The sequence below is a fragment of the Streptomyces sp. NPDC000075 genome, from assembly GCF_040301925.1.
Classification (GTDB): domain Bacteria; phylum Actinomycetota; class Actinomycetes; order Streptomycetales; family Streptomycetaceae; genus Streptomyces; species Streptomyces polychromogenes.
Genome location: NZ_JBEPFL010000013.1, coordinates 104,516 through 119,332, shown reverse-complemented (window position 1 = coordinate 119,332; position 14,817 = coordinate 104,516). Strand labels below are relative to the sequence as shown.

The 14,817-nt window shown below is 71.1% G+C and carries 15 protein-coding genes; 7 read left to right on the top strand and 8 right to left on the bottom strand.

What is annotated here, in order from left to right; all coding sequences use genetic code 11:
- Positions 1–41 precede the first annotated feature (41 nt).
- Positions 42–1,151, bottom strand: coding sequence for an alpha/beta hydrolase (locus ABT403_RS17625; RefSeq protein WP_344169692.1), 1,110 nt, complete (start codon positions 1,149–1,151; stop codon positions 42–44).
- A 152-nt stretch (positions 1,152–1,303) separates the two neighbouring features.
- Here ABT403_RS17625 and ABT403_RS17620 point away from each other — a divergent pair, with 152 nt between their 5' ends.
- The 6 genes from ABT403_RS17620 (at position 1,304) to ABT403_RS17595 (ending at position 6,223) form a co-directional block, all read left to right on the top strand.
- On the top strand, positions 1,304–3,151 hold the full coding sequence (locus tag ABT403_RS17620; protein ID WP_344169689.1) for a phosphatidylglycerol lysyltransferase domain-containing protein: 1,848 nt from the start codon (positions 1,304–1,306) through the stop codon (positions 3,149–3,151).
- Between the two features lie 76 nt (positions 3,152–3,227).
- On the top strand, positions 3,228–4,100 hold the full coding sequence (gene folP, locus ABT403_RS17615; protein ID WP_344169686.1) for a dihydropteroate synthase: 873 nt from the start codon (positions 3,228–3,230) through the stop codon (positions 4,098–4,100).
- A gap of 46 nt (positions 4,101–4,146) precedes the next feature.
- A complete protein-coding gene (locus tag ABT403_RS17610) occupies positions 4,147–4,590 on the top strand; it encodes a nuclear transport factor 2 family protein (RefSeq protein WP_344169683.1) in 444 nt (147 codons plus the stop codon).
- 131 nt (positions 4,591–4,721) lie between these two features.
- A complete protein-coding gene (gene folB, locus ABT403_RS17605; RefSeq protein ID WP_042809414.1) occupies positions 4,722–5,081 on the top strand; it encodes a dihydroneopterin aldolase in 360 nt (119 codons plus the stop codon).
- Complete coding sequence (gene folK, locus ABT403_RS17600; RefSeq protein ID WP_344169678.1) at positions 5,078–5,686, top strand: 2-amino-4-hydroxy-6-hydroxymethyldihydropteridine diphosphokinase; 609 nt, start codon at positions 5,078–5,080, stop codon at positions 5,684–5,686. Before folB ends, folK begins: the two co-directional genes overlap by 4 nt.
- 51 nt (positions 5,687–5,737) lie before the next feature.
- On the top strand, positions 5,738–6,223 hold the full coding sequence (locus tag ABT403_RS17595) for a DUF3180 domain-containing protein (RefSeq protein ID WP_344169675.1): 486 nt from the start codon (positions 5,738–5,740) through the stop codon (positions 6,221–6,223).
- Between the two features lie 38 nt (positions 6,224–6,261).
- On the opposite strand, the gene ABT403_RS17590 is transcribed toward ABT403_RS17595, so the two are convergent.
- The 7 genes from ABT403_RS17590 to dacB all read right to left on the bottom strand — a co-directional run bounded on the left by ABT403_RS17590 (position 6,262) and on the right by dacB (position 14,066).
- A complete protein-coding gene (locus ABT403_RS17590) occupies positions 6,262–6,636 on the bottom strand; it encodes a hypothetical protein (RefSeq protein WP_344169672.1) in 375 nt (124 codons plus the stop codon).
- A gap of 4 nt (positions 6,637–6,640) precedes the next feature.
- A complete protein-coding gene (gene folE / locus ABT403_RS17585; protein ID WP_045946141.1) occupies positions 6,641–7,249 on the bottom strand; it encodes a GTP cyclohydrolase I FolE in 609 nt (202 codons plus the stop codon).
- 92 nt (positions 7,250–7,341) lie between these two features.
- Positions 7,342–9,375 (bottom strand): ATP-dependent zinc metalloprotease FtsH, encoded by a 2,034-nt coding sequence (ftsH, locus tag ABT403_RS17580; RefSeq protein WP_344169667.1) that lies wholly within the window; start codon positions 9,373–9,375, stop codon positions 7,342–7,344.
- A 193-nt stretch (positions 9,376–9,568) separates the two neighbouring features.
- Positions 9,569–10,129, bottom strand: coding sequence for a hypoxanthine phosphoribosyltransferase (gene hpt, locus ABT403_RS17575; protein WP_007264874.1), 561 nt, complete (start codon positions 10,127–10,129; stop codon positions 9,569–9,571).
- Positions 10,130–10,195: 66 nt separating this feature from the next.
- Positions 10,196–11,257, bottom strand: a complete 1,062-nt coding sequence (gene tilS, locus ABT403_RS17570; RefSeq protein ID WP_344169658.1) for a tRNA lysidine(34) synthetase TilS — start codon at positions 11,255–11,257, stop codon at positions 10,196–10,198.
- A 188-nt stretch (positions 11,258–11,445) separates the two neighbouring features.
- The gene (locus ABT403_RS17565) at positions 11,446–12,591 is read right to left on the bottom strand and encodes an Rv3626c family coenzyme F420 biosynthesis-associated protein (protein WP_344169655.1); all 1,146 of its coding nucleotides are present in this window, start codon (positions 12,589–12,591) and stop codon (positions 11,446–11,448) included.
- A 32-nt stretch (positions 12,592–12,623) separates the two neighbouring features.
- A complete protein-coding gene (gene dacB / locus ABT403_RS17560; protein WP_344169652.1) occupies positions 12,624–14,066 on the bottom strand; it encodes a D-alanyl-D-alanine carboxypeptidase/D-alanyl-D-alanine endopeptidase in 1,443 nt (480 codons plus the stop codon).
- A gap of 150 nt (positions 14,067–14,216) precedes the next feature.
- On the opposite strand from dacB, the gene ABT403_RS17555 reads away from it, so the two are divergent.
- A complete protein-coding gene (locus tag ABT403_RS17555; protein ID WP_042818871.1) occupies positions 14,217–14,711 on the top strand; it encodes an inorganic diphosphatase in 495 nt (164 codons plus the stop codon).
- Positions 14,712–14,817 lie beyond the last annotated feature (106 nt).

Below are 14,817 nucleotides of genomic sequence, written 5' to 3'. Positions count from 1 at the left end.
GATGGTGCGCGGGCGGGAACCGCCCGGTACTGCTCGCGGCCTCAGGCCTGCATCCGGCTGCTCATCCACACCAGCATGGGCGGGATCTCGCGGCGCCAGGTGTTGAAGTTGTGGCCGCCGCTGTCGAGGATGATCGAGGAGACCCGGTCCGGGCCCTTGACCAGCTTGATGAACTTCTTGGTGTCGTTCAGGTTGTCCTCGCCCTTCTCGCTCGTGGTGACGAGGAAGGAGGTGCCGGTGGGCTTCTTGTTCTCCACGCTCCACAGCACGTCGGCGGCCTTCTTCAGCTTCTCGTCGCCGTGGAAGAGGTCACCGGTCGTCGGGTCGTCCGCGGCCTTGTAGTACGCGGACAGACCCGCGGCGGCGCCGAAGGTCTGCGGGTGGTGCGCGGCGATCTTCAGGGCGCAGTAGCCGCCCGTGGAGTTGCCGATGAAGCCCATGTTCTGCGGCTTCTTGCCGACCCGGAAGGTGCCCTGGATGGCCTGCGGAAGGTCCTGCGCGAAGAAGGTCTCCGTCTGCGGGCCGCCCGGTATGTCCACGCACTCGGTGTCGCGCGGCGGCGCGATGGTCGGACGCAGCATGACCAGGATCATCGGCTTCATCTTGCCCTGCTTGGCCTGCTTGAAGGCCGTCATGGGGTAGTTCAGCCCTTTGATCAGGTTTTCCGCGGTACCGGGGTAACCCGTCAGGACGATGGAGGCCGGAAAGTTCTTGTCCTTGTGCTGCGGCTGGAAGTACTCCGGCGGGAGCCAGACGTAGCCGGGACTCGTTATCTTCGACTTCTCCCCGGTGATGGCGACCTTCAGTATCTGACCACCGACCTGGGGCTGGCCGCCGCCGGGAACGTCCAGCTTCTGCTTGTCGAGGACCTTGATGTCCTTGCTGCTCATCGAGTGGTCGACGACCTTGCCGATGGACGTCTGCTGGCCGAACAGGTCGGCCCAGGAACCGTAGAAGAGGAACGACTTGTTGGCGGCGAGACCGACTGCCGAGAACAGCGCCAGCTGGGTCGCGAGCAGGAGGCCGACCCGGCCGAGGACCGACCGCCAGGAGCGGCCCGAAAGCTTCGGCCAGAGCCAGACCGTCACCGCGAACAGCGCTACACCCGCGATGATGGCCAGGACCAGAACGGCATTACTGGTGAGACCCATGAGCAGTCAGTCGACTTTCTGATGGCAGGACTGGATTTTTCCGACGGAAGAGTGAACCCGCTCCTCCTCGATGTCGTCCTAGTGGACGCACCACACCCCGGAGGCTGTCGCGGCCTTCGGCCACATGATCTCTCGCGGAGCAACGGGAAGCGATGTCTAGCAGGATAGATGGCGATAAGTCGGGACAGGTTCCGAGTAAGGTCCGGCGAATCTTCCGCGGACCCAGGCCGGAGTCGGTGCCCGGTCTCGTAGGTACGGCCGTCATGATCGTCGGCCTTCTGGACATCGCGGCGGGCGTCTTCCCGCGATTCCGCCACAGCCGGATCCACGCGGTCACCGAGGTGCTGCCCGGCTCCCTGGGCCCCTTCGCCGCGGCCCTCTCCATCAGCGCGGGCGTCCTGATCCTGCTGCTCGCGCACGGCCTCAAGCGGCGCAAGCGGCGTGCCTGGAGGGCCTCGGTCATCCTGCTGCCGGCCGGCGCCGTCGCACAGTTCGCCTACCGGCACTCGTTCATCAGCGTGGTCATCTCGGCGGTGCTCCTCGCACTGCTCGTACGCCACCAGAGTGAATTCAAGGCCCTCCCCGACCCGCGCAGCCGCTGGAAGGCGCTCGCGAACTTCGTCCTGATGAGCGCCGGCTCCATCGGCCTGGGCCTGGTCATCGTCAACGTCCACCCGAACAAGGTCGTCGGACACCCCAGCCTCTACGAGCAGATCACCCACGTGGTCTACGGCCTCTTCGGCTTCGAGGGCCCCGTCGACTACGCCGGCCGGGTGAGCTGGACCGTCGGCTACTCCCTCGGCGCCCTCGGCATGCTGACCGCCGTCACCACCATCTACCTCGCCTTCCGCCCCGAGCACCCGGCCGCCCGGCTCACCGCGGACGACGAGCAGAAGCTGCGCGAGCTGCTCGCCAAGCACGGCGGCCGCGACTCGCTCGGCCACTTCGCGCTCCGCCGCGACAAGGCCGTCGTCTTCTCCCCCAGCGGCAAGGCCGCCGTCACCTACCGCGTGGTCTCCGGTGTCATGCTCGCGTCCGGCGACCCCGTCGGCGACGTCGAGGCCTGGCCCGGCGCCATCGAGCGGTTCATGGAGGAGGCCAAGGCCCACTCCTGGACCCCGGCCGTCGTGGGCTGCAGCGAGACCGGCGGCGAGGTCTGGACCCGCGAGACGGGGCTGGACGCCCTGGAGCTCGGCGACGAGGCCATCGTCGACGTCAAAGACTTCTCCCTCGCCGGACGCCCCATGCGCAACGTCCGCCAGATGGTCAAGCGCATCGAGCGCAACGGCTACACCACCAAGGTCCGCCGGGTCAGCGAGCTGAACGAGTTCGAGCTGTCCCAGGTGCGCGGCGCGGCCGAGGCCTGGCGCGGCACCGACACCGAGCGCGGCTTCTCCATGGCCCTGGGCCGCATCGGCGACCCGGGCGACGGCGACTGCATCATCGCCACCGCCCACCGGATCGAGGAGGGCGACAGCAGCCCCTACGGCGACCTGAAGGCCATCCAGCACTTCGTGCCGTGGGGCAAGGACGGCATGTCGCTGGAGATGATGCGCCGCGACCGCGGCGCCGACCCCGGCATGAACGAGCTGCTGATCGTCGCCGCCCTCCAGCAGGCCCCCGAACTGAAGATCGAGAAGGTCTCGCTGAACTTCGCCATGTTCCGCGCGGCCCTCGCCCGCGGCGAGAAGATCGGCGCCGGCCCGGTCCTGCGCGCCTGGCGCAGCCTGCTCGTCTTCCTCTCGCGCTGGTTCCAGATCGAGTCGCTGTACAAGTTCAACGAGAAGTTCCGCCCCCGCTGGGAGCCGCGCTTCATGGTCTACCGCCACCACCGCGACCTGCCCCGCATCGGCTTCGCCGTGATGCAGGCCGAGGGCTTCGTGACGCTGGCCCTCCCCCGCCTCTTCGAGAGCCGCCGCCGCCCGAAGCCGGTCCGCACCTGCGCCCACCAGGAGACGGACATCCCGGCCCAGCAGGACCGCGAGGTCCAGGCCGCGTAACCGCCGCCGCTCCCGACGCCCCCGTGCCCGCCAGGGCCCGGGGGCGTTCCGCTGTACGGGATCTACCCTGGACCCCATGAACACCACCCGCGGCCCCGCCCCCCGGGGCCAAGTGGCCGGGCTCCCCGACTGGGACCGCTGCGCGGTCATGGGCGTCGTCAACGTCACCCCCGACTCCTTCTCCGACGGCGGCCGCTGGTTCGACACCACCGCCGCCGTCAAGCGCGGGCTCGACCTCGTCGCCCAGGGCGCCGACCTCGTCGACGTCGGCGGCGAGTCCACCCGCCCCGGCGCCACCCGCGTCGACGCCGAGGAGGAGCTGCGCCGGGTCGTCCCCGTCGTCCGCGGCCTGGCCTCCGAGGGCGTGGCCGTCTCCGTCGACACCATGCGCGCGACCGTCGCCGAACAGGCGGTCGCCGCCGGCGCCCGCCTCGTCAACGACGTCAGCGGCGGCCTCGCCGACCCCCGCATGATCCCCGCCGTCGCCGCCACCGACGTGCCCTTCGTCGTCATGCACTGGCGCGGCTTCAGCGACAACATGAACAGCCTCGCCGTCTACGACGACGTCCTCGGCGAGGTCACCGCCGAGCTCCGCGCCCGCATCGACGCCGTCGTCTCCGGCGGCATCGCCCCCGAGCGGATCGTCGTCGACCCGGGCCTGGGCTTCGCCAAGAACGCCGAGCACGACCTGGCCCTCGTCGCCCGCCTCCCCGAGCTGCGCGCCCTCGGCTTCCCCCTCCTCGTCGCCGCCTCCCGCAAGCGCTTCCTCGGCCGGGTCCTGGCCGGCGCCGCCGACGCCGCCCCGCCGCCCGCCCGCGAGCGGGACGCCGCCACCGCCGCCGTCTCGGCCATCGCCGCCCACCAGGGCGCCTGGGCCGTACGGGTGCACGAGGTACGGGCGACCGCCGACGCGGTTCGGGTGGCCCGCGCCGTGGAAGGGGCTCTGTGACCCGCCGGACCGACCGGCCCGACCGGACGCACAGGGAAGGGGAACGGTGAGCCGTACCGACATCGAAGCCGTCGAAGAGGTCAACGCGGCCTTCTACGAGGCCATGGAGCGGGGGGACTTCGACACCCTGTCGGCGCTCTGGCTCGACGACGAGATCTCCTGCGTCCACCCCGGCTGGCCGGTGCTCTCCGGGCGGGGCGAGGTGCTGCGCTCGTACGCGCTGATCATGTCGCACACCGAGTACATCCAGTTCTTCCTGACCGACACCAAGGTGGCCCTCATAGGCGACACCGCCCTGGTCACCTGCACCGAGAACATCCTCAGCGGCGGACCCGCCGAAGAGGCCGGGGAACTCGGTCCGCTCGTCGGCCAGCTGGTGGTCGCCACGAATGTGTTCCGACGCACACCGGAGGGCTGGCGCCTCTGGTCCCACCACGGTTCTCCGGTCCTCACGGACTCCGATGACGAGGAAGAAGAGGCCTCCGACTGACCCCAAGGGCGGGGGCGAAGGTTTATCGCAGGTAAATTCGAAGGTGGACGACGCCGACCGCACTCGGCGTAGGCCCAAGGGCCCGGGGAGTCCCGGGACCGGAAGCACCTACGAAAGCAGGAGTGATTCGCGTGGATCGTGTCGCGCTGCGCGGCCTCAAGGCTCGCGGGCACCACGGCGTCTTCCCCCGGGAACGCGAAGAAGGCCAGACCTTCATCGTCGACCTCGTGCTGCACCTGGACACCCGCCCGGCCGCGGCCGGTGACGACCTGGCCAAGACCGTGCACTACGGGGTCGTGGCCGAGGAGGTCGTCGACGTCGTCCAGGGTGAGCCCGTGGACCTGATCGAGACCCTGGCCGAGCGGATCGCCCAGCAGTGCCTCAAGCACGAGGCCGTGGCCCAGGTGGAGGTCGTCGTCCACAAGCCGGACGCGCCGATCACCGTCCCCTTCGACGACGTGACCATCACGATCACCCGGAGCCGCGTGTGAACAACGGCCTGAACGCCCAGAGCGACCCCACGGTCCAGCCCGTCCCCGCGTCCGTCGTCGAGACGGTCGACGCGGCCGACACCACCCTCTCCAACCCCAAATGGGCCGTGATCGCCCTCGGCGCCAACCTCGGCAACCGGCTGGAGACCCTCCAGGGCGCCATCGACGCCCTCGGGGACACCCCCGGCCTGCGGGTCAAGGCCGTCTCGCCGGTCTACGAGACCGAGCCCTGGGGCGTCGAGCCGGGCTCGCAGCCCTCGTACCTCAACGCGGTCATCGCGCTGAAGACCACCCTGCCGCCGTCCTCGCTCCTGGAGCGGGCGCACGCCGTCGAGGAGGCCTTCGACCGGGTCCGCGAGGAGCGCTGGGGACCGCGCACGATCGACGTGGACATCGTCGCGTACGCGGACGTGGTCTCCGACGACCCCGTCCTCACCCTCCCGCACCCCCGGGCGCACCTGCGCGCCTTCGTGCTGGCCCCCTGGAACGACATCGACCCCGAGGCCCGGCTGGCCGGCCGCGGCCCGGTGGCCGGCCTGCTGGCGGCGATCGGCATGAGCGGGGTCACGGCGCGGACCGACCTGGAACTCCGTCTCCCGGAATAGCCGTTAGCGTGTTCAGGTAGCCGACACCGCACTGAACAGGGGACGGGCAACGTGAAGCAACTGAGGCCGGCGGTCCTGGCGGGCATCTTCGTGATCGCCGGGGTGCTGTCCTGGGCCGGCGCCCGCCTGTGGAACGCCTACGGCACCCTGCCGGGCGTCCCGCTGGCCGCGCCGGTCGTGCTGGCGGTCATCGCCGTGGTGCTGTTCGCCACGGCCCTGTCGCTGCGCGGCCGCCTGAAGGCCCAGCGCGAGCGCCGTCCGGGGGCCAAGGGCGTGGAGCCGCTGATGGCGGCCCGCGCGGTGGTCTTCGGGCAGGCCAGCGCCCTCGTCGCGGCCCTGGTCTCCGGCATGTACGGCGGCGTCGGCGTCTTCCTGCTGACGGACTCCCTGGACGTCCCGGCCCGCCGCGACCAGACCTGGTACGCGGGCGGCTCGGTCCTGGCGGGCGCCGCGGTCATCGCGGCCGCCCTCTTCCTGGAACACGTCCTGAAACTCCCGGACGACGAGGACCCCCACAAGGCCCACGCGGCGGCCTGACGCGGCGGCACAGGGGGCCGGGCCGCCGGAAGCCGGGTTCAGGCGGGGCGGGGGCCCAGCCACTCCCAGAGCGGGCGCGGCCCGGGCCCGTGGTCCTCCCAGTCGCAGAACTGGAGGTCCTCCAGGACACCGTCGTACGCGAACAGCGTCGCCTCGCCGTCGTAGCCGCCGTCCGCGGCCAGCAGGGGGGCGCTCGCCACCGGCCCGAGCCCCGGGCCCGTCGGGGCGGCCTCCAGGGCCTCCGTGACCACCCTCAGGTACACGCAGGGGCAGGAGCAGCCGCTGTCGCGCATCTCGGCGCACGGGATCTGCGTCCGCAGCGCCCGGTGGACGTCGGACGGGCCGTCGAGCAGCAGCTCCAGCGTCCGCCGGACGTCCTCGCTCAGCGGCTGCCAGACGGCCGGCTCCGCCACCGGGTCAGCGCGCCATGATGAGGCTCATGGCCTCGTTGCGGGTCGCGGGGTCGCGGAGCTGGCCGCGGACCGCCGAGGTGATGGTCTTCGCGCCGGGCTTGCGGACGCCGCGCATCGTCATGCACATGTGCTCGCACTCGATGACCACGATGCAGCCGCGCGGGTCGAGGATCTCCATCAGGGAGTCGGCGATCTGCGTGGTCAGCCGCTCCTGCACCTGAGGGCGGCGGGCGAACACGTCGACCAGGCGGGCCAGCTTCGACAGGCCGGTGATCTTGCCGTCGGCGGACGGGATGTAGCCGACGTGGGCCACGCCGTGGAAGGGGACCAGGTGATGTTCACAGCTGGACATCACTTCGATGTCCTTCACCAGGACCATCTCGTCGTGGCCGAGGTCGAACGTCGTCGTCAGGACGTCCTCGGGCTTCTGGTAGAGGCCGGCGAATATCTCCTTGTACGCCCGCGCCACCCGCGCCGGGGTCTCCAGGAGGCCCTCGCGGTCCGGGTCCTCGCCGACCGCGATCAGGAGCTCGCGGACCGCCGCCTCGGCGCGCTTCTCGTCGAACTCGCCGATCGTGCCCTCGTCACCGGTCAGGGTCACTGGGTCGGTCATCTCATCCTCTTCCTGTGTGCACGCACGGCGCACAAACGTGCCGCGCCCCCCAGGCTAGAACCTGGGGGGCGCGGCATCCATTCCGGACCTGATCAGGCCTCCGGGCGGTCCTCCTGGGAGGACTCCGGGGACTTCTCCACCGACACGGCGGTCTGGGCCGAGGCCGAGGTGCCGTTGGCGGCGTTCGTCAGCTGGAGCTCCTTGGGAGAGAGCACCGGCGGACGGGTGGAGGGCGTGCGCCGGGCCGAGCCGGTCCACGCCGGGCGGGCCGGACGCTTCACGATCGTGGAGAAGATCTCGGCGATCTCCTCCTTGCCCAGGGTCTCCTTCTCCAGCAGGGCGAGGACCAGGTTGTCCAGGACGTCCCGGTTCTCGACCAGGATCTCCCAGGCCTCGTTGTGCGCGGTCTCGATGAGCTTCTTGACCTCTTCGTCGACCAGCGCCGCGACCTCTTCCGAGTAGTCCCGCGGGTGCGACATCTCGCGGCCCAGGAACGGCTCGGTGTTGTCCCCGCCGAACTTGATCGCGCCGAGGCGCTCGGTCATGCCGTACTGCGTGACCATCGCGCGGGCCGTCGCCGTGGCCTTCTCGATGTCGTTCGCGGCGCCCGTGGTCGGGTCGTGGAAGACCAGTTCCTCGGCCGCGCGGCCGCCCAGCATGTACGCGAGCTGGTCGAGCATCTCGTTGCGGGTGGTCGAGTACTTGTCCTCGTCGGGCAGGACCATGGTGTAGCCCAGGGCCCGGCCGCGGGACAGGATCGTGATCTTGTGTACCGGGTCGGAGTTCGGGGAGGCCGCCGCGACCAGGGCGTGTCCGCCCTCGTGGTACGCGGTGATCTTCTTCTCCTTGTCGGACATGATCCGGGTCCGCTTCTGCGGGCCCGCCACGACGCGGTCGATCGCCTCGTCCAGCATCGAGTTGTCGATCAGCTTCTTGTCCGAGCGGGCCGTGAGGAGCGCGGCCTCGTTCAGGACGTTCGACAGGTCGGCGCCCGTGAAGCCGGGGGTGCGGCGGGCGACGGCCGAGAGGTCGACGTCCGGTGCGACCGGCTTGCCCTTCTGGTGGACCTTGAGGATCTCCAGACGGCCCTGCATGTCCGGCCGGTCGACCGCGATCTGGCGGTCGAAGCGGCCCGGGCGCAGCAGCGCCGGGTCGAGGATGTCGGGGCGGTTCGTGGCGGCGATCAGGATGACGCCGCCCTTCACGTCGAAGCCGTCCATCTCGACGAGCAGCTGGTTGAGGGTCTGCTCACGCTCGTCGTGACCGCCGCCGAGGCCCGCGCCGCGGTGCCGGCCGACGGCGTCGATCTCGTCGACGAAGACGATCGCCGGGGCGTTCGCCTTGGCCTGCTCGAAGAGGTCACGCACACGCGAGGCGCCGACGCCGACGAACATCTCGACGAAGTCGGAACCGGAGATCGAGTAGAACGGGACCCCGGCCTCGCCCGCGACGGCGCGCGCGAGCAGGGTCTTGCCGGTGCCGGGCGGGCCGTAGAGCAGCACACCCTTGGGGATCTTGGCGCCGACGGCCTGGAACTTCGCCGGCTCCTGGAGGAACTCCTTGATCTCGTGGAGCTCCTCGACGGCCTCGTCCGAGCCCGCGACGTCGGCGAACGTCGTCTTCGGGGTGTCCTTGGTGATGAGCTTCGCCTTGGACTTGCCGAAGTTCATGACCCGGGAGCCGCCGCCCTGCATCTGGTTCATCAGGAACAGGAAGACGACGACGATGAGGACGAAGGGCAGGAGCGAGAGCAGCACGCTCAGGAACGGGCTGGTCTTGTCCGGCGTGACGGAGTAGCCGTCCGGGATCTGACCGGCTTCGAACTTGGTCTGGAGGTTCTGGGCGAGCTGGACGCCCTGGTCCCCGATGTAGTTGGCCTGGAACTTGGTGCCGCTGTTGTTGCCGAGCTTCTGGCCCTTTTTCAGCTCGATCTTGATCATCTGGCTGTCGCCGGTGGTCAGCTTGGCGCTGTCGACCTGGCCACTGTTGATCGCCTTGATGACCTCGCTGGTCTCCACCGACTTGTAGCCGCCGCCGGAGCCGACGACGTTCATCAACACGACCACGGCGAGGACGGCCAGCACGATCCACATGACCGGCCCACGGAAGTATCGCTTCACGTCCATCCATACGGGGTGCCGGGCACCCCGTCCCTCCTGCCCGTAGGTAAATGCTGCTGTGAGTAAAGACTGTTCTTCGGAATGTACCCCTGTATTGTCACCCGCCGCCCCGTGGGACGGCTGACAGACCCGCCTTCTCCTCCAACGGCGGGAATCGCCCCCGGGTTCCCCCGGGGGCGATCGCGGTGACGGCGGGGGTTCAGCCGCCGTACACGTGCGGGGCGAGCGTCCCGACGAACGGCAGGTTGCGGTACTTCTCCGCGTAGTCGAGGCCGTAGCCGACGACGAACTCGTTGGGGATGTCGAAGCCGACCCACTCGACGTCGATGGCGACCTTGGCGGCCTCGGGCTTGCGCAGCAGCGTGACGACCTTGAGGGAGGCCGGCTGGCGGGAGCCCAGGTTCGACAGCAGCCAGGACAGGGTCAGGCCCGAGTCGATGATGTCCTCGACGATCAGGACGTGCTTGTCCTTGATGTCGGTGTCCAGGTCCTTGAGGATCCGCACCACGCCCGAGGACTGGGTTCCGGCGCCGTAGGAGGACACCGCCATCCAGTCCATGGTGAGCGGGGTGGACAAGGCGCGCGCCAGGTCCGCCATCACCATCACGGCGCCCTTGAGCACACCGACGATGAGCAGGTCCTTGCCCGCGTACTCCGCGTCGATCTTCGCGGCCAGCTCGGCCAGCTTCGCGTCGATCTCTTCCTTGGTGATGAGCACCGACTGGAGGTCGTTGCCCATGTCCTTCTCGTCCACCCGCATCACTTTCGTTGTCGGCCGGGGCTCCGGAGGGCGTCCCCGGAGGACTCAGCCGTGTTTCAGCACCAATCAGCCCTGCCGGATGACAAGTCTGCCACCCTGCCGCTGGGCCTCGACGCGGCCGGGCAGGTTGATGGCCCCCTGGCCGCGCCATCCGGTGATGAGCCGGTCGACTTCCTCGATGTGGCGGGCGAAGAGGGAGCCGGCGGGTGAGCCCGCCGCGACCACGGCGCGGCGCAGCACCCGGCGGCGTACGGCGGGCGGCAGGGCGTACAGCTTGGCGCACTCCAGGCGGCCGTCCTCGTCGCGCACGCCGGCCTCGGCGTCGGCGGCCCAGGCGTCGAGGGCGTCGGCGTCGTCGCGGGAGAGCTGGGCGGTGCGGGCGAGTGCCTCCACGACCCCCTTGCCGAGCGCCTTCTCCAGGGCGGGCAGTCCCTCGTGGCGCAGCCGGGAGCGGGTGTAGGCGGGGTCGATGTTGTGCGGGTCGTCCCAGACGGGGAGGGACTGGACCATGCAGGCCTTGCGGGCGGTCTGCCGGTCGATGTGGAGGAAGGGGCGCCGGTAGCGCTTGGTGCGGCCGGGGCCTCCGGAGACCTCGGCCATGCCGGACAGGGAGCGGATGCCGGAGCCGCGGGCGAGGCCCAGCAGGACGGTTTCCGCCTGGTCGTCGCGGGTGTGGCCGAGCAGCACGGCGGCGGCGCCGAGCCGGTCCGCCGCCTCGTCCAGGGCGGCGTAGCGGGCGTCGCGGGCGGCGGCCTCGGGTCCGCCGTCGCGGCCGACGCGCACGGCGACGGACTCCACCGGGTCGAGGCGGAGCGCGGTCATGCGGCTGACGACCTCCGCGGCGCGCAGGTCGGAGCCGGGCTGGAGGCCGTGGTCGATGGTGATGCCGCCGGCCCGGATGCCGAGCTTGGGGGCTTCGAAGGCGAGGGCGGAGGCGAGGGCCATGGAGTCGGCGCCGCCGGAGCAGGCGACGAGGACCACCGGCTGGGTGCCGGACGCGGCGCGGGGGGGCGCGACGGTGGGACCCGCGGACGGGGTCCGGGGGAGGTCGGTGAGGTCGGTGAGGACGTCGTGGAGTACGCGGCGGACCGCCAGGCGTATCGCCGCGACCGCAGGATGGGGACCCATGTCCGGTGCCCTTCGTGGAGTTCGGATGCTCGGAGGCTTCGGGGTGTTGCGCGCGATTGGTCACTCAGAGTGCGTTGATGGTGACAGAAGTGAGCCGTTTCCCGAGCATCGCACGCCCTTCAACGCTCCACGGTCCCTCGGAAGGGTGATGCTGTTTCCCCCAGTGGGACAAGTTCACACCTCACGCATCACCCCTCTTCGCGTCCCGGGCCCCCCTTGCGGTGTACGCGCGCCACCCAGTCCGCGGGCCTGGCGATCTCCGATTTGGTCGGCAGGGTGTTCGGCGAGGTCCACACCCGGTTGAAGCCGTCCATCCCGACCTCGCCGACGACGGCGCGGACGAACCGCTCGCCGTCGCGGTACTGGCGGAGCTTGGCGTCGAGGCCGAGGAGCTTGCGCAGGGCGGCGTCCAGGCGGCCGGCGCCGCTGGCCCGGCGCTGCTGGAACTTCTCGCGGATCTCGGCGACGGTGGGGACCACGTCGGGGCCGACCCCGTCCATGACGTAGTCGGCGTGGCCTTCCAGCAGGGACATGACGGCGGTGAGCCGGCCGAGGATCTCGCGCTGTTCGGGGCTCTGGACGAGTTCGACGAAGGAGTGGGCCTCGTCCCCGCGCTCCCCGTCGGGCCGGGCCCCGGCGAAGGACTGGACGGCCTCGCGCAGCCGCTCCAGGAGGGCTCCGGGCTCCATCTCGGTGGCGCCGAGGAAGGCCTGGATCTCGCCCTCCAGGTGGGCGCGCAGCCAGGGGACGGCGGTGAACTGGGTGCGGTGCGTCTCCTCGTGGAGGCAGACCCAGAGCCGGAAGTCGTGCGGGCTGACCTCCAGCTCGCGTTCCACGTGGACGATGTTGGGGGCGACGAGCAGCAGCCGGCCGCCGGTGGCGGGGCTGCCGGGCAGGTCGGGGCCGACGGGCGCGAAGGTCTCGTACTGGCCGAGGACGCGGGAGGCCAGGAAGCTGAGCAGCATGCCGAGCTCGACGCCGGTGACCTTGCCGCCGACGGCTCCGAGGACGGCTCCGGCGGGGGCGGCGCCCCGGCGGTCCTGCATCTTGGCGAGCAGCGGGCCGAGCAGTTCGCGGAAACCGGCGACGTTGGCCCGGACCCAGCCGGCCCGGTCGACGACGAGGACGGGCGTGTCGGGGAGGGGGGCGCCCTCGGGCATCATCCGGGTGAACGCGCGCACGTGCTCCTCGGAGGTCCGCGCGTGCCGCCGGAGCTCCGCCACCACGGCCCGGGCCTCGTCGCGGCTGACCTCGGGACCCGGCCGTACGAGCCGGGTCGCGGTCGCCACCGCGAGGTTCCAGTCGACCATCTCCGCACCACCGATGCTCGTCATGCGTCAACGGTACGTGGACCCGCGCCGCCGCGTCAGGGGGTGGAGGCGACGGCGGCGGCCAGCTTGTCGAGGCCCTTCTCGGCGGCGGAGCCGTCGGCGGCGTTCGCGGTCAGGAAGGCGAAGGCCAGGAGTCGCCCGGACGGGTCGACGACGGTCCCGGCGAGGGAGTTCACACCGGTCAGGGTGCCCGTCTTGGCCCGGAGCAGCCCGGCGGCCGGGGAGGTGCCGGCGTTGCGGGTGCGCAGGGTCCCGGTGAAGCCGGCGACGGGCAGTCCGGTGAGGACGGGCCGCAGCTCGGGGTGGCCGGGGCCGGCGGCCTTGGCGAGGAGGGCCGTCAGGAGGCGGGCGCTGACCTTGTCGGCCCGGTTGAGGCCGCTGCCGTCGGCGAAGCGGGTGCCGGTGAGGTCGACGCCGAGGGAGGCGAGCCGTTCGGAGACGGCCTTCTCGCCGCCCTCGAAGCTGGCGGGCTTACCGGAGGCCAGGGCGGTCTGGCGGGCGAGGGCCTCGGCGATGTCGTTGTCGCTGTTGGTCAGCATCCGCTCGACGAGCCCGGCGAGGGGGGTGGAGAGGGTGGTGGCCAGCGGGCGGGCGTCGGGGGCGGGCTTGGCGGGGGCGGGCTCGCCGGTGACCTTGATGCCCCGGTCGCGCAGCAGGCCGGCGAAGGCGCGGGCGGTGTCGCCGGAGGGGTCCTCGGTGCGTGTGACGGGTCCGGCGGTGGAGTCGTCGGGGCGTCCCTCGTCGGCGGTGAGGGCGGTGACGGGCGCGAGGTTGTCGTTGCGGCCGATGGGGTGGCGGACGGGGCCCGAGTAGAGCGTGTCGTCGTAGCCGAGGGCGACGGTGTCGGTGCCGGCCGCCTTGAGGGCCTGGGCGGTGTCGGCGGCGAGGGCCACGAGGCTGCCGCCGGAGCCGGCCGGGCTCTTCTTCTTGGCGGTCAGGGAGGGGTCGCCGCCGCCGACCAGGACGATCTGGCCCGGGCCGGCGCCGGGGGCGACGGTGGTGCGGATGCGGTGCTCGGGGCCGAGGGCGGTCAGCGCGGCGCTCGCGGTGGCGATCTTGACGGTGGAGGCGGGGGTCATGGCCTCGGCCGCCCCGGACTCGTACAGCACCCGTCCGGTGGCGGCGTCGACCACGGCGGCGGCGCGCACGGTCCCGAGCGAGGAGTCGGCGAGGAGCGGCCCGAGCACCCCGGCGAGGGCGGCGGAGGGCGCGCCGGAGGAGCGCGGGGCGACGCCCTGGAGCACCCCGGGGGCGCTCGGGGCGGCCTGCGGGAGGGATCCTGCCGCGTGATCTGCGCCACCCGTCCGGCTCCAGGAGGCGGCCCGGTCCCGCTCGGCCTTACGCTGGCCGGAGTCCCAGGGGCCCGCGGAGGCCACGGCCGCCGCCGACAGGGCGAGGCCCGCCACGGCCGACCCCGCGATGAGCTGCCACGTCTTGACCAATGGCACCTCGGACCAGCCCCTTTCGCGATCACACATATGCGTGAGGGACACTTAACCACTGCGTCTTGCCGCGAGCATGGCACCCCACCCCAGGGATGGGCCGGACGCGCACGTATTTGAATCAAAGCCGTCTCGAAGCAGTCAAGCTTCGGCACCGGGCCGGAGCTGATCATGGAGGAGCAGGACGTGGAGTTCGACGTCACCATCGAGATCCCCAAGGGTTCGCGGAACAAGTACGAGGTGGACCACGAGACCGGCCGGATCCGTCTGGACCGTCGCCTCTTCACCTCGACCAGCTACCCGACGGACTACGGCTTCGTCGAGAACACCCTCGGCGAGGACGGCGACCCGCTGGACGCGCTGGTCATCCTGGACGAGCCCACCTTCCCGGGCTGCCTGATCAAGTGCCGCGCGATCGGCATGTTCAACATGACGGACGAGGCGGGCGGCGACGCCAAGCTGCTCTGCGTCCCGGCCTCCGACCCGCGTGTCGAGCACCTGCGCGACATCCACCACATCTCCGAGTTCGACCGCCTGGAGATCCAGCACTTCTTCGAGGTCTACAAGGACCTGGAGCCGGGCAAGTCGGTCGAGGGCGCCAACTGGGTCGGCCGCGCCGAGGCCGAGGCCGAGATCGAGGCCTCCTACAAGCGCCTCGAGGCCCAGGGCGGCCACCACTGAGCTCCGCTCGGTAACCGCTAGAGGACGGCGGGCGGCATCCCCACACCGGGGACGCCGCCCGCCGTTTCGGTTCTCCGGGATCCCCCGGCGGCTTGTTTCGCCACGG

Bases quoted from the DNA above. Each gene is read 5' to 3' on its own strand.
- ABT403_RS17625 (WP_344169692.1), bottom strand. From the start codon at position 1,151: ATGGGTCTCACCAGTAATGCCGTTCTGGTCCTGGCCATCATCGCGGGT.
- ABT403_RS17620 (WP_344169689.1), top strand. From the start codon at position 1,304: ATGTCTAGCAGGATAGATGGCGATAAGTCGGGACAGGTTCCGAGTAAG.
- folP (WP_344169686.1), top strand. From the start codon at position 3,228: ATGAACACCACCCGCGGCCCCGCCCCCCGGGGCCAAGTGGCCGGGCTC.
- folE (WP_045946141.1), bottom strand. From the start codon at position 7,249: ATGACCGACCCAGTGACCCTGACCGGTGACGAGGGCACGATCGGCGAG.
- ftsH (WP_344169667.1), bottom strand. From the start codon at position 9,375: ATGGACGTGAAGCGATACTTCCGTGGGCCGGTCATGTGGATCGTGCTG.
- hpt (WP_007264874.1), bottom strand. From the start codon at position 10,129: ATGCGGGTGGACGAGAAGGACATGGGCAACGACCTCCAGTCGGTGCTC.
- tilS (WP_344169658.1), bottom strand. From the start codon at position 11,257: ATGGGTCCCCATCCTGCGGTCGCGGCGATACGCCTGGCGGTCCGCCGC.
- ABT403_RS17565 (WP_344169655.1), bottom strand. From the start codon at position 12,591: ATGACGAGCATCGGTGGTGCGGAGATGGTCGACTGGAACCTCGCGGTG.
- dacB (WP_344169652.1), bottom strand. From the start codon at position 14,066: ATGTGTGATCGCGAAAGGGGCTGGTCCGAGGTGCCATTGGTCAAGACG.